This window comes from Anoxybacillus sp. (assembly GCF_036834105.1).
Lineage (GTDB): Bacteria > Bacillota > Bacilli > Bacillales > Anoxybacillaceae > Anoxybacillus.
Genome location: NZ_DAITON010000033.1, coordinates 1 through 17,786, shown reverse-complemented (window position 1 = coordinate 17,786; position 17,786 = coordinate 1). Strand labels below are relative to the sequence as shown.

20 protein-coding genes are annotated in these 17,786 nt (G+C 44.2%); 16 read left to right on the top strand and 4 right to left on the bottom strand.

The window, feature by feature from the left end; all coding sequences use genetic code 11:
- The 3 genes from V7Z64_RS05330 to V7Z64_RS05320 form a co-directional block, all read left to right on the top strand.
- A partial coding sequence (locus tag V7Z64_RS05330; protein WP_334109586.1) for a GerAB/ArcD/ProY family transporter occupies positions 1-369 on the top strand: 369 nt, incomplete at its 5' end.
- Positions 366-1,478 (top strand): Ger(x)C family spore germination protein, encoded by a 1,113-nt coding sequence (locus V7Z64_RS05325; RefSeq protein ID WP_297987649.1) that lies wholly within the window; start codon positions 366-368, stop codon positions 1,476-1,478. The genes V7Z64_RS05330 and V7Z64_RS05325, both read left to right, overlap by 4 nt.
- Positions 1,479-1,571: 93 nt before the next feature.
- Positions 1,572-3,173: a putative bifunctional diguanylate cyclase/phosphodiesterase gene (locus tag V7Z64_RS05320; RefSeq protein WP_297987647.1), complete on the top strand. Its 1,602-nt coding sequence runs from the start codon at positions 1,572-1,574 to the stop codon at positions 3,171-3,173.
- Positions 3,174-3,232: 59 nt separating this feature from the next.
- On the opposite strand, the gene V7Z64_RS05315 is transcribed toward V7Z64_RS05320, so the two are convergent.
- On the bottom strand, positions 3,233-3,673 hold the full coding sequence (locus V7Z64_RS05315) for a YkyB family protein (protein WP_297987645.1): 441 nt from the start codon (positions 3,671-3,673) through the stop codon (positions 3,233-3,235).
- A gap of 105 nt (positions 3,674-3,778) precedes the next feature.
- On the opposite strand from V7Z64_RS05315, the gene V7Z64_RS05310 reads away from it, so the two are divergent.
- From V7Z64_RS05310 to crcB, 4 genes are read left to right on the top strand one after another with little or no spacing between them, the layout of a single operon-like run.
- Positions 3,779-5,290, top strand: a complete 1,512-nt coding sequence (locus tag V7Z64_RS05310; RefSeq protein ID WP_297987643.1) for a Ppx/GppA family phosphatase — start codon at positions 3,779-3,781, stop codon at positions 5,288-5,290.
- Positions 5,291-5,292: 2 nt separating this feature from the next.
- Positions 5,293-7,380 (top strand): RNA degradosome polyphosphate kinase, encoded by a 2,088-nt coding sequence (locus V7Z64_RS05305; protein ID WP_297987641.1) that lies wholly within the window; start codon positions 5,293-5,295, stop codon positions 7,378-7,380.
- Between the two features lie 12 nt (positions 7,381-7,392).
- On the top strand, positions 7,393-7,779 hold the full coding sequence (locus tag V7Z64_RS05300; protein ID WP_297987639.1) for a fluoride efflux transporter FluC: 387 nt from the start codon (positions 7,393-7,395) through the stop codon (positions 7,777-7,779).
- The gene (gene crcB / locus V7Z64_RS05295) at positions 7,776-8,108 is read left to right on the top strand and encodes a fluoride efflux transporter CrcB (protein WP_297987638.1); all 333 of its coding nucleotides are present in this window, start codon (positions 7,776-7,778) and stop codon (positions 8,106-8,108) included. Before V7Z64_RS05300 ends, crcB begins: the two co-directional genes overlap by 4 nt.
- Here the strand turns inward: crcB and V7Z64_RS05290 are convergent.
- The gene (locus V7Z64_RS05290) at positions 8,103-8,951 is read right to left on the bottom strand and encodes a metallophosphoesterase (protein WP_297987636.1); all 849 of its coding nucleotides are present in this window, start codon (positions 8,949-8,951) and stop codon (positions 8,103-8,105) included. The two genes, crcB and V7Z64_RS05290, sit on opposite strands and share 6 nt — an antisense overlap.
- 148 nt (positions 8,952-9,099) lie before the next feature.
- Between V7Z64_RS05290 and fadH the strand changes: the two genes are divergently transcribed.
- From fadH to V7Z64_RS05245, 9 genes are all read left to right on the top strand, one after another.
- Positions 9,100-9,855, top strand: coding sequence for a 2,4-dienoyl-CoA reductase (gene fadH, locus V7Z64_RS05285; RefSeq protein ID WP_297987634.1), 756 nt, complete (start codon positions 9,100-9,102; stop codon positions 9,853-9,855).
- A gap of 77 nt (positions 9,856-9,932) precedes the next feature.
- Entirely contained in the window at positions 9,933-11,147 is a 1,215-nt protein-coding gene (locus tag V7Z64_RS05280; RefSeq protein WP_297987632.1) for an EAL domain-containing protein, read from the top strand.
- Positions 11,148-11,189: 42 nt separating this feature from the next.
- Positions 11,190-11,423 carry a hypothetical protein gene (locus tag V7Z64_RS05275; RefSeq protein WP_297987630.1) on the top strand — a complete coding sequence of 78 codons (234 nt, stop codon included), beginning with the start codon at positions 11,190-11,192 and terminating at the stop codon, positions 11,421-11,423.
- Between the two features lie 99 nt (positions 11,424-11,522).
- On the top strand, positions 11,523-11,762 hold the full coding sequence (locus V7Z64_RS05270) for a YkuJ family protein (RefSeq protein ID WP_297987628.1): 240 nt from the start codon (positions 11,523-11,525) through the stop codon (positions 11,760-11,762).
- Positions 11,763-11,830: 68 nt separating this feature from the next.
- Complete coding sequence (gene cbpB / locus V7Z64_RS05265; RefSeq protein WP_442885038.1) at positions 11,831-12,289, top strand: cyclic-di-AMP-binding protein CbpB; 459 nt, start codon at positions 11,831-11,833, stop codon at positions 12,287-12,289.
- Positions 12,290-12,355: 66 nt separating this feature from the next.
- Positions 12,356-13,063, top strand: a complete 708-nt coding sequence (gene dapD, locus V7Z64_RS05260) for a 2,3,4,5-tetrahydropyridine-2,6-dicarboxylate N-acetyltransferase (RefSeq protein WP_035044925.1) — start codon at positions 12,356-12,358, stop codon at positions 13,061-13,063.
- Positions 13,064-13,103: 40 nt separating this feature from the next.
- Positions 13,104-14,249 (top strand): N-acetyldiaminopimelate deacetylase, encoded by a 1,146-nt coding sequence (locus V7Z64_RS05255; protein ID WP_297987625.1) that lies wholly within the window; start codon positions 13,104-13,106, stop codon positions 14,247-14,249.
- Positions 14,246-14,707, top strand: a complete 462-nt coding sequence (locus tag V7Z64_RS05250) for a TlpA disulfide reductase family protein (RefSeq protein WP_334109578.1) — start codon at positions 14,246-14,248, stop codon at positions 14,705-14,707. Before V7Z64_RS05255 ends, V7Z64_RS05250 begins: the two co-directional genes overlap by 4 nt.
- Positions 14,704-15,369, top strand: coding sequence for a potassium channel family protein (locus V7Z64_RS05245; RefSeq protein ID WP_003396609.1), 666 nt, complete (start codon positions 14,704-14,706; stop codon positions 15,367-15,369). The genes V7Z64_RS05250 and V7Z64_RS05245 overlap by 4 nt, the downstream gene beginning before the upstream one ends.
- 207 nt (positions 15,370-15,576) lie before the next feature.
- Here V7Z64_RS05245 and rnjA read toward each other — a convergent pair whose 3' ends face one another.
- Together rnjA and V7Z64_RS05235 are read right to left on the bottom strand one after the other, a co-directional pair.
- Positions 15,577-17,244 (bottom strand): ribonuclease J1, encoded by a 1,668-nt coding sequence (gene rnjA / locus V7Z64_RS05240; protein ID WP_297987621.1) that lies wholly within the window; start codon positions 17,242-17,244, stop codon positions 15,577-15,579.
- On the bottom strand, positions 17,241-17,456 hold the full coding sequence (locus V7Z64_RS05235; protein WP_297987619.1) for a DNA-dependent RNA polymerase subunit epsilon: 216 nt from the start codon (positions 17,454-17,456) through the stop codon (positions 17,241-17,243). Before V7Z64_RS05235 ends, rnjA begins: the two co-directional genes overlap by 4 nt.
- Positions 17,457-17,786: the final 330 nt, after the last annotated feature.

Below are 17,786 nucleotides of genomic sequence, written 5' to 3'. Positions count from 1 at the left end.
CCAAAGCAGCTCGATGTGACCATTTGGGCGTCGCTGTCGATGTTTACAATCGTCAAATTTCCGTTTATTGAACGGTTTGAATATGTCGTTATTCCGCTTTGGCTGCTCGTCATTTTACCGAACTTACTTATGTTTATGTGGGCGATGACGCGCGGCGGAAAAGCGCTTTTTCATATAAAGCAAAAATATATGTTATTCGTGTTCAGCTTTCTTTCGTTCATCGTTGCGATATTATTTCAACAGCGCGCCACCATTAACGAATTTATTGATCGCGTCGGATGGTACGGCTTTTGGCTTAGCTTTGTTTATCCATTTCTATTGTACGTATTTGTGCGCATAAAAACATGGGCAAAGGGGAGTGCGAAATGAAATGGCTCATCGTTTGTATGTTAGTATTAGGTGGGTGTGTACAGCCGCGCGTATTAGAAAGGCAAGGAATCATTACGGCCGCTGGGTTTGATAAAAAAGGGAAGTTGTACGAAGGGGCTTCTGTTATGCTTTCGTTTCAAACGACCGGATCGTCTTTGTCAGAAGTCATTGAAGCAACGAATAAAACGAGCAAAGGACTTCGCCAAGATTTAGAAGCGCAAACGAGCCACGATTTAGGATCGGGGCAAATTCGCGTCGTTGTATACGGAAAAGAGCTCGCTGCAAACGAAGGTATTTTTCCGTTAACCGATACGTTGCAACGCGATGCCAATATCGGCTCGCTCGTTTATTTAGCGGTCGGTGAGCCGGACGCAAAAAAAATCGTGAAAAGTAAAAAGCATGAAGATACACCAGACATCGGGACGTATTTATATCGGTTAATTGAGAAAAACTTGCGCAGCGAATCGCTGTTAGCCGCGACGTTACATGAGTTTATCCATAGTTACTACGATGTCGGGAAAGATCCAATTTTACCTTGTTTATCGTTGCGTGATGATAAACCGATTATTGAAAAAGTAGCGCTATTTCGCGGCGACAAATTTGTCGGAACAGTAAAGCTTGATGAAAGCTTTTACATTAAAATATTAGCATCAGAATATAACGCAGGGTTGAAAAATATCACCGTGCCGCGTGATGAACTTGCTCCCCTATTAATAAAGAAAAAAGGGAAAAAAGTCAATATCGTTATAAATGAAATTAAAACAAAACGAAAAATCAAACTAATTAGCCAAGGGGCGGCTCCCCATTTTCGCGTCACCGTCAAGTTGCAAGCGGAAATTTTAGAGATGTCCGAAAAAATGAAGCCGATTATGGAAGCGAATGTCCACATTCTTGAGCGGGCGATTGAAAAACAAATGAAAAAAGAAATGGAGCAATTATTAAATAAACTAAAAGCATACAATACGGACCCGATCGGCTTCGGACAAATATACGACCACTCGGTGCGCGGATTGCAGTTGACGGATAAACAATGGAGCAAGTTATATGAGCATGCAAAAATAGATGTCGATGTGAACGTATCGATTTTACGTACAGGAACAATTGACTAATTTATGTTTCTTGATGAAAAATTATTTTCAATTATAACGCCATATGGTTTAATAAGAGGAGGAGGGAAGAAAACAAAAAGCGAGGATTACAACATGAACGAACAGCAGTATATGTTCCAACACCCTCCATTGATAAAATGGGAGGCCGTTGGGCAATATTTTCATCAATACGCTATTTTCTTCATTACGGATCGCCACGGAACGATTGTTTATATGGACGATTTGTTTATGAAACAACTGTCCTGTCGTTACCGTGTCGCTCATCAACTCGTTGAGCATGCCCATGAAGTCATTGGCTCATTCCGTCAAGCGAACGTATGGCGCGGAAAAACGGGCGTTGATGATCGTCCGGCGTATATGTACGTTCATTTGTTTCAATCGCATATCGTTTGGACCGGTTGCTTTTTGTTAGCGGCGGATGGCTATAATGATTCGTTGACAGGGGCATTGTCGTACGAGTCGTTTCAACATATGCTTCGGGAGCGAATGAATGAACGTGAGCCTTTCGTGTTATTGTCGCTCAATTTAGACCGTTTTAAATTTATTAACGATTTAATCGGCTATGAATGTGGAAATGAATTGTTAAAACAAGTAGCAGAGCGTCTGCAACGACATGAACATCTCGTCATTTCACGTCAAGATCGCGATCAATTTTTTCTCGCTTTTTATACGGCTGAACGACAAGAAGCGCGTCGCCTCATTCACGAAGTCATTCAGTCATTTTCTACACCATTTTACTTAGCTGAACATGAATTGACGGTGACGCCAAGCATTGGTGTAAGCGTATTTCCAGATGATGCAACCGACTGGACGACGCTCGTTTCGCTCGCTGATTTAGCGCTCGAAACAACAAAGGAAAACGGTGGAAATACATATTGTTTTTATACGAACGAGCTAAAAAAGACGAACGAAGAAAAATTGTACATTCAACATAGCATTCGAAAAGCGTTGAAAAACGATGAATTTACGATCCACTATCAGCCGATTATAGACATTGCTTCCGGGCAAATTGTCGCTGTCGAAGCGTTGTTGCGCTGGTTTCATCCGAAGCGCGGCTGGATTTCGCCAGCGACGTTTATTCCGATTGCGGAAGAAACGAACCTCATTCAACCGATCGGCGATTGGGTGTTGCGGCAAGTATGTGAACAAAGCAAAATATGGAAAGAAAAAGGGATGCCGCACGTGCAAATTGGTGTAAACATTTCGATTAAACAATTTTTGCAGGCTGATTTTGTCAAGCATATCGAGCACGTGTTGCGAACGTACGATTTAGATCCGTTTTGTTTAAAATTAGAAATTACCGAAAGCATGGCGATGCATCATATGGATGATGTGCTTGCGCAGCTGCAATCGTTAAAACATTTAGGGCTTCAGCTTGCCGTCGACGATTTTGGGACAGGCTATTCCTCGTTAAACTATTTAAAAAGATTGCCGGTTGATATCATTAAAATTGATCGTTCATTTATACAAGATATGGTGAAACATTCGTACGACTTGTCGATCGTGCGTGCCGTCATTCAAGTGGCGCATAGCTTGCAAATGAAAGTTGTTGCGGAAGGGGTCGAGACGGAACAACAGCTTGCGATTTTACAGCAGGAAGGCTGTGATCGCGCCCAAGGCTACTACTTCAGCAAGCCGGTTTCCGCTGAACAATTTGAACAATTAGTCCAACGTGAGAAAGGGCGATCTCATTAAGAGGCCGCCCTTTTGTGTAATACAATAATAAAGTAAGAAAGCATGGGATGAGCTTGTCCTTAGCGAAATGTTTTCCCGAACCGCTGAGTACGAAATGGGTCGTAACGTTTCGGCTTCGGTTGTGCATCTTCTGGTGAGATGCCCGTATACGCTTGCAGTAGTCGTTTCGCTTGAGACAACGGCATTTTTGCAACAGGGTTACGATAAGAGTCGTCCAACGCACCGAGATGAGGCAACTGCTTGAAGTCTTCTTTTGTTGGAGGTATGTGGAAGTAATACGCACCGATCGCCACAAGCACATCTGATTTTTGTTGACTGTACTTCGGGTTTCGGGAAAAGTGAAGTCCAACTTTTTTCGCCTTTCCTTCTGCAAGCATTTTTTCAATTGTTTTTTTCTTAAGCAAATACAAGTATGAAGGGTTTAAAGCCGCTTTCGCATGGCGGTTGACCGTAAATAGCGCAACCGATAAATTTTCAACGGTGCATTCGACAGTTTCCATTCGCATTTCACTCCTTTTTTGATTTTGATACACTTTTATTATACACGATCATCTATGTTTTTGGAAAATTTTCAATTTATTTTTTTATATGAGGGAGGACGAACGTTGAAATACGGCATTATTGATATTGGCTCGAATACGATGCGTCTCGTCATTTACGAACAAAGCAAAAGCGGACGATTGCGCGAACGAGAAAACGTAAAAATCGCGGCTCGCTTGCGCAACTATTTGACAGAAGACGGATTATTTACAGAGGAAGGAATGCATATCCTGTTAGAAGGTTTGTTGACGTTTCAAGACGTCACGCGCTTTCATCGCCTCCATGATGTAAAATGTGTCGCGACGGCAACGATTCGTCAAGCGCGCAATCGCGATGACATCGTTCGCATCGTCGCCGAACGAACAGATTTTCATATGCGTATTTTATCCGAATATGAAGAAGCATACTACGGTTTTTTAGCTGTCGTGCAATCGACGTCGTTTCATGAAGGCATTACAGTCGACGTTGGCGGAGGAAGTACGGAAGTGACGTATTTTTACAACCGCGAACTTGTCGATTATTATAGCTTTCCGTTTGGAGCGTTGTCGTTAAAGCGCGATTTTGTTGCGGGAAACGTCCCGACGGATGAAGAGTTGCAAACGTTGCGTGCATATATCGAGCAGCAATTTCAATCGTTGCCGTGGCTGAAGCAACGCCGCTTGCCGATTATCGCGATCGGAGGAAGCGCCCGCAACGTCGTGCAAGTGCATCAAATGTTGCAAAACTATCCGATTGCTGGCATTCATCAATATGAAATGAAACGGGAACATATCGTTCAAGTGAAAAAATATTTGCGCTCGCTCACATTTGAACAGCTGCAAAAAGTAGAAGCGTTATCGAAAGACCGAGCAGATTTAATTATTCCTGCCGTCGAAGTGTTTCAAACGTTATATGAAACGGTTGATGCGACGACGTTTATTTTAAGCCGTAAAGGATTGCGCGACGGCATTTTTTACGAACAGTTTGGACCGACGGTGTTTCCCAGTGTATTAGAAGAAAGTTTTTTTGAATTAGCCCGGGACTACGAAGTAAATACAAATGATGTCCAACACGTATTGCAGCTCGTCATTCAACTGTTTGAGCAAATGCGAACACTTGCCTTATTTCCGCTTACGGGGGAAGACCTCGTCTTATTAAAGCGCGCCGCTCATGTGTTTTATTTAGGGCAATATGTCGATGAAGAAGCAAGCAGCCAACATACGTTTTACATTTTAGCCAATCGAACGATTGACGGACTAAGCCATCGCGATCGCGTGCAACTTGCGCTCGTTGCTTCGTTCAAAAATAAAACGTTGTTTAAGCAATATATACAACCATTTGCTACATGGTTTACCCGTGCAGAGCAAAAAAAGCTTCGGTTTCTTGGCGCGTTGTTAAAGTTCGCTTACAGCTTAAACGATACGAAGCGAAATATCGTCAATCGCGTGCAGCTTGCATTGCAGGGAGAAACGGTAGTCATTCATATTTTTTGCAATCAATCGTTTAAGGCGGAAGAATATCAGGCGGAAAAACATAAAAAGCACGTTGAAAAAATCATGAAGCGACCAATTCAATTACATTTTTATTTGGAGGGATGAATATGGATTTCAGTCATCCACGTTATTACAATAACCGCGAATTAAGTTGGTTAGCTTTTAATGAGCGCGTCTTGCAAGAAGCGATGGACGAACGCAATCCGCTACTAGAGCGGTTTAAATTTTTAGCCATTTTTAGTTCGAATTTGGATGAGTTTTTTATGGTGCGCGTCGCTGGGTTAAAAGATCAAGTGAAAGCAGGGTTTAACAAGCCAGAAAATAAAGCGGGCTTGACGCCGAAAGAACAGTTGAAAAAAATTTCTAAAAAAACGCATGAACTTGTTAAATGGCAGTACGACATGTACAATAAGACGTTATTGCCGATGTTGCGTGAAGAAGGGGTACATTTGCTTGCGCCGAACGAATGGAACGATGAGCAACGAACGTATTTGCAAACGTATTTTATGAAAAATATTTTTCCTGTGTTAACACCGATGGCTGTCGATGCGTATCGTCCGTTTCCGATGTTATTAAACAAAAGTTTAAATTTAGCGATCGTGCTTGAAGATGATGAGGAAGATGACGATGAGCGAAAAAAATTAGCGATCGTGCAAGTGCCTTCTGTATTAAGTCGATTTATTCCTCTGCCTAAACAAAGCGACATATATGCTTATGCCTTGTTAGAAGATGTGATTACATCGTTTATCCATATGTTATTTAGGGGCTACCATGTCTCGTCTGTGACGCAATTTCGCATTACGCGCAACGCCGACTTAACGATTCATGAAGAAGGGGCGCGCGATTTATTAAAAGAAATTGAAAAAGAATTAAAAAAGCGAAAATGGGGCGCAGCCGTGCGGCTTGAAATGAGCAAAAAAGGGTTTGACGAATGGGTGCTCGACTATTTATTAGATGAGCTAGAAATTCATGAAAAAGATGTGTACCAAATGGATGGACCAATTGATTTCACGTTTTTATTTTCGTTTTATCATGAAGTGGCTCGCTATAAAGAACATCTTATTTTTCAAACGCTCATTCCGCAGCCGCCAAAAGATTTAGATGATGAGGAAGACGTATTTGAAAAAGCGAAAGAACGCGATTTACTGTTTCATCATCCGTACGAGTCGTTTCAGCCAATTATTGACTTTATTTCCGATGCGGCAGATGATCCAGACGTGTTGGCGATCAAACAGACGCTGTATCGTGTCAGCGGCGATTCGCCCATTATTGAAGCGTTAAAGCGGGCGGCGGAAAACGGCAAGCAAGTCACTGTCCTCGTTGAATTAAAAGCGCGCTTTGATGAAGAAAATAACGTTCAATGGGCGAAGGAACTTGAAAAAGCAGGTTGCCACGTCATTTATGGGATGACGCATTTAAAAACACATAGTAAAATTACGTTAATCGTTCGGCAAAAACAAGGGAAAATTGAGCGGTTCGTTCATTTAGGAACGGGCAATTATAACGACGCAACCGCCAAAATTTACACCGATTTCGGCTTCATTACGTCCAATGAACAATTTGGGGAAGATGCGACAAACTTTTTCAATTATTTAAGCGGCTACATGGAGAAGCCGGAGTTTCATCATCTTGTTGTTGCCCCGTTTGATTTGCGGCAACAGTTTTTGCAACTTATCGATGAAGAAATTCGTTACCATAAGCAATACGGTGACGGGCGCATTATCGCTAAAATGAACTCGCTAACGGACAAACAGCTCATCATGAAACTATACGAAGCGTCGCAAGCGGGGGTACAAATCGACTTAATTGTGCGCGGCATTTGTTGTTTGCGACCACAAATGAAAGGCGTGAGCGAAAACATTCGCGTTCGCAGCATCGTCGGCCGCTTTTTAGAACATAGCCGCGTCTATTATTTTCACCATCATGGGCAAGAGCGCGTCTTTTTATCTTCAGCCGATTGGATGACGCGCAATATGGATCGCCGCATTGAAATTTTATTTCCGATTTTCAGTCAACCATTAAAACAGCGGCTCATTGACGTATTGCACATGTTGCTTTCTGACAACGTGAAAGCGCGCGAACAAAATGAACATGGCGAATACGATTATGTCAAGCGAAAAGAAGAGGAAGAAGAAATAGATAGCCAAATGATGTTGTTTCAAATGGCGTACGATGTCGCAGACGATGAAGAATAGGGAGATGGTCATATGAGAGAAAGTGGAGCAGTAGCACTCGGGGGAGCGTTAGGCGCGCTATGCCGCTACGGTATTGCGCTTGCGCTTCCGTTCCTCACGTTTCCGTGGGGAACGTTGCTTGTGAATTACATCGGTTCTTTTTTTCTCGGTGCGCTGACATCTTATGTCGGAAAGAGGAAAATAGCAGAATGGCTACGGCTTGGGATCGGAACGGGATTTTGTGGCGGATTGACGACGATGTCGACGTTTAGTAAAGAAACGCTCGCATTATGGAACGGACACGTTGCGCTCGCGTCAGCATATGTTCTTGCTTCTCTTTGCGGCGGCTTGCTTTTTTGTTATGCAGGTGTATACGTCGGTGAACGAGCTGGCGTGAAAGAGGTAGGTGGGGCGTCATGATGATGGTTGCACTTGGTGGAGCGTTAGGCGCGTGGTGCCGTTACCAACTCGGCATATGGCTTCTTCGTTGGACGAAGCGGTCGCCGGTGCCGCTTTCCATTTTGTTCATCAACTGGCTCGGCTCATTCGGTCTTGGCATGGTGCTTGCACATGACGTGCAGGCGGTCGGGATGACAGTCGGATTTTTTGGCGCGTTTACGACGTTTTCGACATTTAGCGTTGAAGCTTTACAGCTGTTATTGGGCAAACAATATAAAGAAGCGCTTTTGTACATAAGCGCTTCAATCATTGGGAGCATATGCTTGTTTCAAGCCGGGTTCATGTTATGACCCGGCTTTTAACGTAAACAACGTAAGTTCAGGCGGCGTTAAAAAGCGAAACGGCATGCGCGTCGTTCCGAGACCACGGTTGACGTACAAGGTGAGCAGCTTGACGTCGTAAAATCCTTCGACGTATTGCTTCGCTAACGGTGGGGTAACGAGCGGACCGATCCATGGCAGTTGAATTTGTCCGCCATGGCTATGCCCGGACAGCTGCAGATGGAAAGGATAGACGCTCGCTTGCGTCACGAGATCAGGCTCGTGAATGAGCGCGATCGTATACGTATTTTTCGGCATACGTTGTACCGTTTTGGCGAAATTCGGCTTGCCGAGCATAAAATCGTCTAATCCGGCGATGACGATTTGTTCATTCCCTTGCTTAATCGCTGTCCATTTGTTGACGAGCAACTGAAACCCGCCTTTTTCCATCATTTCTTTATATATGTCCGTTCCGTACCCACCGTGATCGTGATTGCCGTAAATACAAAACTTCCCTAAAGGGGCTTCGAGTTGCTGTAATAGCGCTGTCATCGCGTCGACATGCTCATATTTGTTCGGCTCATCCAGTAAATCGCCTGTAAAACAAATGACGTGTGGAGCGAGGTCATTTATTTTTGCCACGACGCGTTGAAACTGCTCAACGGGATAATGATACCCTGCATGTACGTCACTAAACTGAAGGAGGCGGCATCCATCAAACTGTTTCGGAATAAGCGGATGAACGATATCGTATTGACGTATCGTGAGCCGTCGCGGCTCAACATATTTCGCATACATATATCCTGCCGCTGAAAGAAACGCCCCTTTGGCGGCCAAAGAAAAAAGCGTTTTTAAAAAATCTCGTCGTTTCATGAGATCATACCTTATACGTAGAAATGTTCTCCACTCATTATAAAAGAAAAAAGTCGATAAAAACAGCAAAAACAATATTAAAAATTTTCTAAATATATAGTACAATAAAAAGTGAATGAATAACCATTCATAAAAGGGGATGAGGACAATGAACGGGAAAGTCATTATTGTGACAGGCGGTTCAAGCGGCATGGGGAAATATATGGCGAAGCGTTTCGCGCATGAAGGAGCGCACGTCGTCATTACAGGGAGAAGAAAAGAAGCGCTTGAAGAAGCAGCGGCTGACATCGGTGGAAGCGTTTTACCAATCGTTATGGACGTGCGCCAACCGGAATTGGTCGCTGCGATGGTGAAACAAACGGATGAGCGTTTTGGGAAAATTGATGCGCTCATTAATAACGCCGCAGGCAACTTTATTTGCCCGGCGGAAAAGCTATCGATTAACGGTTGGAATAGCGTCATCGACATCGTCTTAAACGGGACGTTTTATTGTAGCCGAGAAGTCGGGAACTATTGGATTGAGAAAGGACAAAAAGGATCGATCATTAACATTGTCGCTACATACGCGTGGGGAGCGGGCGCAGGTGTCATTCATTCCGCATGCGCTAAAGCAGGTGTGTTAACGATGACGCGCACGTTAGCTGTGGAATGGGGGAAAAAATACGGCTTTCGTGTAAACGCGATCGCTCCCGGTCCGATTGAACGAACAGGTGGGGCGGAAAAACTCATTTTATCGGAAGAGATGGAAAAGCGCGTGAAAGATAGCGTACCGCTCGGCCGATTCGGCACGCCTGAAGAAATTGCCGGCGTCGCTTCATTTTTACTTTCCGATGCGGCTGCGTATATAAACGGGGAGTGCATCACGGTCGACGGTGGACAGTGGTTGAATCAACATCCGTTTTAAAGCGACGTTTGCTAGCGTCGCTTTTTTTATTTTCGTTATGGTATAATGGGTGAAAAAAACGGGGGAGGCGGCGTCGTTTGGATGCACTAGACATTTTAACACATATCGATCAAGTTGTTCCGCATTATCAACCGATTTTTAGCGCTGACGAGCAATGCATCGTTGGATACGAAGTGCTCGGCAGATTTCAACATGGCGATGAAGTCGTCAGCCTCGGTCCATTTTTTCACGACGAGACGATTCCAGAAGAATTTCGTATGGAAGTTGACAGCGTCGTGACGACGAAGGCGCTCGATCAGTTTGTGACGGAGCAGCCAGCACCGCTTATTTTCATTAACCGCGATGCAAACGTGTTAATGGTCGATCGAGGAGAATCGTTTTTACAGCTTCTTCTTCCATATAAAGAAAAAGGACTACAACTGAACCAAGTCGTACTTGAAATTACAGAGCATCGTTTTAAAGGGGACGTACAGCAGCTTGGCCATGTGTTAACGTATTTGCGTACGTACGGCATACAAATCGCGGTCGATAATATCGGGAAAGAAAGCAGCAATTTAGATCGCATTCGGCTACTTGCACCCGATTTATTAAAAATTGACTTGCACTCGTTGCGCACATCAGCAACGACGACATCGTACGACGACGTCCTTTATTCCATTTCGCTACTGGCGCGCAAAATCGGGGCGACGCTTTTGTATGAAGAGATTGAAAACGCTTTTCAGCTACAATATGCGTGGCGAAATGGCGGACGGTATTATCAAGGCTATGATTTGCATGAGCCGTCGCCTTCGTTTCTTCCGAAAGATTTACTAAAAGAACGATTGCGCAATCAGTTTCATACGTTTATTCAACATGAAAAAAAGAAACTGCAAACGTTATACGACATTTCGGAACAATTTCAAACGCGCATATCCGAACTTGTCACAAAACATAAAAAAGCATCGTCGTTTAACGAACTCATTTCAAGTTTAGCTAAACATTTAAACGATTGCAGTTTTCGCATTTACGTTTGTGACGATGACGGCTTCCAAAAGTCTGCCAACATGTTTAAAAAAGGAGACGCATGGGAACTGCAGCCGCAATATGAAATGAAAAATTGGAGCTGGCGTCCGTATTTTTTAGAAAATATCATTCGTATGCGCTCGCGCAAACGCGGCATTTTATCGGACTTATACAGCGACATTGAAACAGGGGAGACGATTCGCACATATTCGTATCCGCTTGATGAGCATCATTATTTATTTATCGACTTAACGTATGAATATTTATTTGAACATAATGCTCATTTGTAATAAAACGTCGCTTGCGGTGGAAAAGTAAGCATGAGGTGAACGATGATGGACACATTTTCTTGGATTCTTTTGCTTATCGCAAGCGGAGTATTAGTTTGGGGATTTGTTTATACGTATCAACTTGGCAAGCGGCAACGTACGCAAGGAGAATACGATGCGAGCGTCGGGGAAAAAGTAGCTGCTCATCCATATGTACGCAATCCGGTTTTTATTGCATACATCGTTTTTGTTGTTTTATTAATTGGCTACATCGCATACGTCGCGCTTCAAACGTAAGCCCGCTCCCGTGGGCTTTCGTTTTTGTTTACTTTTTTCGCGAATCTTGGTACAGTAGTGAATAGTCGTTGAAATACGTATCGGAAAGGAAGAAACGCCATGTCGCAATTATTAGGCATTATCCAACGTTTAATTAGCTTACAAGAGCAAAAAACAGGAACGAACGAGGCACTGCAACGCAATTTTGAAGTGAACGGTGAGAAAAAATGCAGCGTCACATATTATGAAAAAACGAACACGTTCGTATTAGAGGTGTACGAAAAAGGAGAAAAACCGAAATCGTACCAGTTCGACAACATCGATATGATCGCCATCGAAATTTTTGATTTGTTGAATTAAGTCTTCACATCGGTGAAGGCTTTTTTACTATACTTCTCGCTTTTCCTTATTGAAATGAACGTGTTACAATGACAAATGGGGATTATATCGTGAAAGGCGGAATGACGATGCAACAACCTTCGCTGACCGAATTAATGATTCCGTCCGATAAAGTGGCGCACGTGCAAGTGGGGAATCATTTAGAACATGCTTTACTCGTCTTAACGCGCACAGGGTATTCAGCCATCCCGGTGTTAAATATGACGTATCAACTGCAAGGGCTCATCAGCATGACGATGATTATGGATGCGATTTTAGGTGTAGAGCGCATTGAATTTGAGCGGCTTGAAACGATGAAAGTCGAACAGGCGATGCAACGCAACATCCCGCGTTTACATGTAAACGACTCGTTTTTAAAGGCGTTAAAGTTGCTCATTGACCATCCGTTCGTTTGCGTCGAAAACGATGACGGCTACTTTGTAGGCATTGTGACGCGCCGCGAAATATTGAAGCGATTCAATCGTTCCATGTATGAAAAGCGTCAATAAATAGGCTTGTCACCGTTTGTTTCATTTGCTAAAGTAAAAAAATAAAACGATAAGGAGGAACTTCATATGATGATGGATGCGAATGAAATTATTTCGTTTATTCAAAACAGCAAAAAGAAAACACCGGTAAAAGTATACATAAAAGGAGAGATCGCCGACATTGATTTCGGACCGAGCGCGAAAACGTTCATTACCGGTCGTACAGGCGTCGTGTTTGGCGAATGGGCAGACATTGAAGCGGCGCTTGAAGCGAACAAACATAAAATTGAAGACTACGTTGTGGAAAACGATCGCCGCAATTCCGCCATTCCGCTTCTTGACTTAAAACATATAAAAGCGCGCATCGAACCGGGGGCGATCATTCGCGATCAAGTGCAAATTGGTGACAATGCGGTTATTATGATGGGCGCGGTCATTAATATCGGTGCAGTCGTCGGTGAAGGTACGATGATTGATATGAACGCGGTGCTCGGCGGACGGGCGACGGTAGGGAAAAACTGCCACGTTGGAGCAGGTGCGGTACTTGCAGGTGTCATTGAACCGCCATCCGCCAAACCGGTCATTGTAGAAGACGATGTGATGATTGGGGCAAACGCCGTCATTTTAGAAGGGGTTACAGTCGGCAAAGGTGCGGTCGTTGCGGCTGGGGCAATCGTCACGGAAGATGTGCCGCCATATACGGTTGTTGCAGGTGTACCTGCGCGCGTCATTAAACAAATTGATGAAAAAACAAAAGCGAAAGTAGAAATTAAACAAGAACTTCGTCAACTATAAAGCGTGGGTGTTTCCACGCTTTTTTCAAAAGGAGGAACGTATGAGCGACTTTATCCGTATTCGCCGTGATTTGCACCAAATTCCTGAGCTCGGCTTTCAAGAATTTAAAACACAGCAATACATATTGAACTATCTCGCTACTTTGCCGCAACAACGTTTAGAAGTGAAAACGTGGCGCACCGGCATTTTCGTACGTGTACGTGGCCTTTCCCCGACGAAAACGATCGGCTATCGCGCTGATATGGATGGGCTGCCGATTGACGAACAGACGGACGTCCCGTTTCGCTCGACGCACGAAGGACGGATGCACGCCTGCGGACACGATATGCATATGGCGATTGCGCTTGGCGTGCTTACTCATGTCGTTCATCATCCGATTCGCGATCATATGCTCTTTATTTTTCAGCCAGCTGAAGAAGGACCGGGCGGGGCGCTTCCAATGCTTGAAAGCGAGGAGATGAAGGAATGGATGCCTGATATCGTACTCGCTTTGCATATCGCTCCCGAATATCCGGTCGGAACGATTGCGACAAAAGAAGGACTTTTATTTGCGAATACGTCTGAACTTTTTATTGACTTGATCGGCAAAGGTGGGCATGCGGCCTTTCCGCAAGAAACGAAAGATATGGTCGTCGCCGCAAGCGCCTTGATTATGCAACTGCAGACGATCGTCGCACGCAACGTCAATCCGCTCGATAGCGCCGTCATTACGATTGGAAAACTGACGAGCGGCACCGTTCAAAACGTCATCGCTGAGCGCGCTCGGCTTGAAGGAACGATTCGCACCCTTTCACCCGACACGATGGAAAAAGTAAAGACGCGCATTGAAGCGCTCGTGCGTGGCATCGAAGTCGCTTATGATTGTCAAGCGCATATCGATTACGGCTCGATGTATTATCAAGTATATAACGATGAAACGCTCACAAATGAATTTATGCAGTTTGTTGAAAAAGAAACGAACGTCCGCCTCGTCCGCTGCCAAGAAGCGATGACAGGGGAAGATTTCGGCTATATGCTCGCCCGTATCCCAGGCTTTATGTTTTGGCTTGGGGTGCAATCGCCGTTCGGCTTGCATCATGCGAAACTAAACCCGAACGAAGAGGCGATTAACGTTGCTATTGAGCTATTGACGCGTTACATCACTTGGAAAGGAAATGAATACGAAGCAAAGGAAGAAGGACGATGAAACTACGGGAACTGATGCCATCATTAGATGGAGCGACTATCGTATTAAACGGAAACGTCACACGCGAACAGCTGATCGGAAAGCCGACGCTCATTCATTTTTGGGCGGTGAGCTGCCATCTTTGTAAAGACGGAATGAAACAAGTCAACGTCTTCCGCGAGCGTTACAAAGGGGAATTGCACGTCGTATCCGTCCACATGCCGAGAATAGAAAGCGACAAAAACGTAGATGCGGTAAAACAGCTTGCTGAACAATACGGCATCACGCATCCGCTTTTCATTGACAACGATCACCGGTTAAAAGAAGCGTTTGATAATCGATGTGTACCGACGTATTACGTATTTGATGCAGACGGTATATTTCGCCATTATCAAGCAGGAAGCGGTGGAATGAATATGTTAGAAAAACGAATCATCCGCGTCATTGATGAATATCGAACAAGAGGGGATATGTCGTGAAGAAAAAAGAATTTGCGGTCATCGGGCTTGGACGTTTCGGCGGAAGCGTATGTCGGACGTTAAGCGAACAAGGAATGGAAGTGCTTGCGATTGACGTGAATGAAGATAAAGTGAATGAATACGCATCTATTGCCTCACAAGCGGTTGTTGCCGATTCAACGGATGAAAATGTATTGAAAAGTTTAGGCATTCGTAATTTCGACCACGTCATCGTCGCGATTGGCGACAACATTCAAGCGAGCATTTTGACGACATTAATTTTAAAAGAGCTCGGTGTCGAAAAAATTACAGTAAAAGCAACGAACGATTATCATGAAAAAGTGTTGAAAAAAATTGGCGCCGACCATATCGTTCATCCGGAGCGCGATATGGGTGAGCGCATCGCGAACAATATGATTTCTAACAATGTGCTCGACTATTTAGAGCTGTCTGACCGACATAGCATCGTTGAAATTGTCGCGAATGAAAAACTTCATGGTCACTCCTTATTAGAGCTCGACATTCGCGCGAAATACGGCATTAACATCGTGGCGATTAAGCGGCATAACGACATTATCGTCTCGCCGCTCGCATCAGAAACGATTTACGCCGGGGATATTTTAATCGTCATCGGCGCCGATCAAGACATTGACCGCTTCGAAAGCGAAGTCGTTGGCGAATAAAAAAGAAGGTGTCCAGACGGGCACCTTCTTTTTTTCGAGTCCGCCATTTATTAGCCGCCTGCGGATGAGCGACAAGTTTTCCTTCTGTCGCTACGATTTTTAATGGTAGCGAGCATTCGATCGTGGGTAACTAAAACACCCTACACCTGTATTTTCATTATATTCAACAGAATTTATTCTGTCAATGAGCATAGTTTTGTGTTTTTCTTATATTTCCATAATAATCGGCAAAATCATCGGTTTTCGCTTCGTTTTTTCGTATAAAAACGGTGCGAGCGTATCGGTAATTTCCGTTTTAATGTCAGACCATTGATTTGTACCTTGTTCAAGCAATTGTTGTAAATGTTTAGCAATGAGCTGTTGAGCGTCGCTAATTAAATTGCCCGACTCACGCATATAAACGAATCCGCGTGAAATAATGTCTGGACCTGCGGCAATTTTCATTTCTTTCATATTAATGCTTACAACGACGATGACAAGCCCTTCCTCCGATAAAATGCGGCGGTCGCGCAATACGATGTTGCCGATATCTCCGATGCCGCTTCCGTCAATATACACCGAGCCGGACGGAATTTTACCGACGATGCTTGCGCCTTCTTCGCTAATGCCGAGCACTTCGCCGTTGTCCATAATAAAGCAATTTTCCTCCGGGACACCGCAATCGACAGCGAGTTTGACGTGCATTTTTTGCATGCGATATTCTCCGTGAATCGGCATAAAATATTTCGGCTTCATGAGGCGAATCATTAATTTTTGTTCTTCTTGCCCACCGTGACCGGACGTATGAATATCGCTAAGCGGCCCGTGAATCACTTCCGCCCCTGCGCGTGCGAGCATGTTAATAATGCGGTTGACGCTTACTGTATTGCCCGGAATCGGCGAGGACGAAAAGACGACCGTATCGCCCGGCATAATTTGAATTTGACGGTGTGAGCCGTTAGCGATGCGTGACAACGCCGCCATCGGTTCGCCTTGGCTTCCGGTGCAAAGAATGGTGACGCGATGGGCAGGAAGACGGTTAATTTGCGCCGCATCGACGAATGTATCTTTCGGGCATTTAATGTAGCCGAGCTGTTGGCCGATTTCAATCGCCGCTTCCATGCTCCGTCCGAATACGGCAATTTTTCGGTTGTTTAATACAGCCGCTTCCGTCACTTGTTGCAAGCGATGAATGTTTGAAGCAAACGTCGCGAAAATGATGCGCCCTTGCACTTTTCGGAAAATATCATGAATGCTTTCTCCGACGCGCCGTTCCGACATCGTAAAATGCGGAATTTCGCTATTTGTACTATCCGACAATAAACAAAGGACGCCTTCTTTCCCGATCTCTGCCATCTTCGTCAAGTTTGCTGGCTCGCCGACAGGGGTGAAGTCAAATTTAAAGTCACCTGTATGCACAATTTGACCGACTGGCGTTTTCACAACGATGCCGTAGCTATCTGGAATGCTATGCGTCGTTCGGAAAAATGTGACCGCTGTTTTCCCGAACGAAATGACGTCGTCTTCTTGAATTTCAATTAATTTCGTTTGGCGAAGCAATCCGTGCTCCTCGAGCTTATTGCGAATGAGGCCGAGCGCTAACTTTCCACCGTAAATCGGCACGTTCACTTGGCGAAGCAAATACGGAATGCCGCCAATATGGTCTTCATGTCCATGGGTAATAAATAACCCTTTAATGTTTTCTGCGTTTTTCACTAAATAGCTATAATCCGGGATGACGTAATCAATTCCGAGCAATTCGTCCTCTGGAAACTTAATGCCGGCATCAATAATGATCATTTCGTCTTCATATTGTACGCCATATGTATTTTTCCCGATTTCGCCTAGACCGCCGAGCGCAAAAACACCAACTTGTTTATCTTTTAAACATTTCATCGTTCAATCTCCAATACGTGAAAATCAGCATGTTGCTGTTCGTACGCTAAATGCGCCCCTTCAAGCGGTTGAATGTATTCAATATTGATTTGACGGTCTTGTAGTTTTCGGCGCACATCCCGTTCGCTCTCTGCTTCAATGTATAGCGTCTTCGTTTTTTCTCTTACCGGCACTTCATCGATCGTATCTTGGTAAAACACTTTAAAAATCAACGTTCATCTCTCCTTATGTGTAATGTTGTCATCATGTTATTAGCCCCGAGCGCGTTCCGCTTTTCTTATTATATATAAAAAGTGTGGAATGGGAAACAAAATTGAAAAGAAGCCCTTCAACAGAAGGGCTCGTACAACGCTTAAGCAATTGATTTTCTGCGCAACAGTTCTTTCCATTGTTTGAGCAGCTTGCGTTTCAACTTTTTCAACATGACGCATCACTCCTCACTTTTATTGTATCCGATTTTGTCCGAAAGTAAATGTTTTATCTATTATTTACTGTAGATGAGCATTTTTCATTACATTAATTTCCATCCCCAAAAGACAAAC

Coding starts and splice junctions, on each gene's coding strand:
- V7Z64_RS05275 (WP_297987630.1), top strand. CDS start 11,190: ATGATGGACACATTTTCTTGGATTCTTTTGCTTATCGCAAGCGGAGTA.
- V7Z64_RS05300 (WP_297987639.1), top strand. CDS start 7,393: ATGAGAGAAAGTGGAGCAGTAGCACTCGGGGGAGCGTTAGGCGCGCTA.
- V7Z64_RS05320 (WP_297987647.1), top strand. CDS start 1,572: ATGAACGAACAGCAGTATATGTTCCAACACCCTCCATTGATAAAATGG.
- rnjA (WP_297987621.1), bottom strand. CDS start 17,244: ATGAAATGTTTAAAAGATAAACAAGTTGGTGTTTTTGCGCTCGGCGGT.
- cbpB (WP_442885038.1), top strand. CDS start 11,831: ATGACAAATGGGGATTATATCGTGAAAGGCGGAATGACGATGCAACAA.
- V7Z64_RS05290 (WP_297987636.1), bottom strand. CDS start 8,951: ATGAAACGACGAGATTTTTTAAAAACGCTTTTTTCTTTGGCCGCCAAA.
- V7Z64_RS05305 (WP_297987641.1), top strand. CDS start 5,293: ATGGATTTCAGTCATCCACGTTATTACAATAACCGCGAATTAAGTTGG.
- fadH (WP_297987634.1), top strand. CDS start 9,100: ATGAACGGGAAAGTCATTATTGTGACAGGCGGTTCAAGCGGCATGGGG.
- V7Z64_RS05315 (WP_297987645.1), bottom strand. CDS start 3,673: ATGGAAACTGTCGAATGCACCGTTGAAAATTTATCGGTTGCGCTATTT.
- V7Z64_RS05325 (WP_297987649.1), top strand. CDS start 366: ATGAAATGGCTCATCGTTTGTATGTTAGTATTAGGTGGGTGTGTACAG.
- crcB (WP_297987638.1), top strand. CDS start 7,776: ATGATGATGGTTGCACTTGGTGGAGCGTTAGGCGCGTGGTGCCGTTAC.
- V7Z64_RS05270 (WP_297987628.1), top strand. CDS start 11,523: ATGTCGCAATTATTAGGCATTATCCAACGTTTAATTAGCTTACAAGAG.
- V7Z64_RS05255 (WP_297987625.1), top strand. CDS start 13,104: ATGAGCGACTTTATCCGTATTCGCCGTGATTTGCACCAAATTCCTGAG.
- dapD (WP_035044925.1), top strand. CDS start 12,356: ATGATGATGGATGCGAATGAAATTATTTCGTTTATTCAAAACAGCAAA.
- V7Z64_RS05250 (WP_334109578.1), top strand. CDS start 14,246: ATGAAACTACGGGAACTGATGCCATCATTAGATGGAGCGACTATCGTA.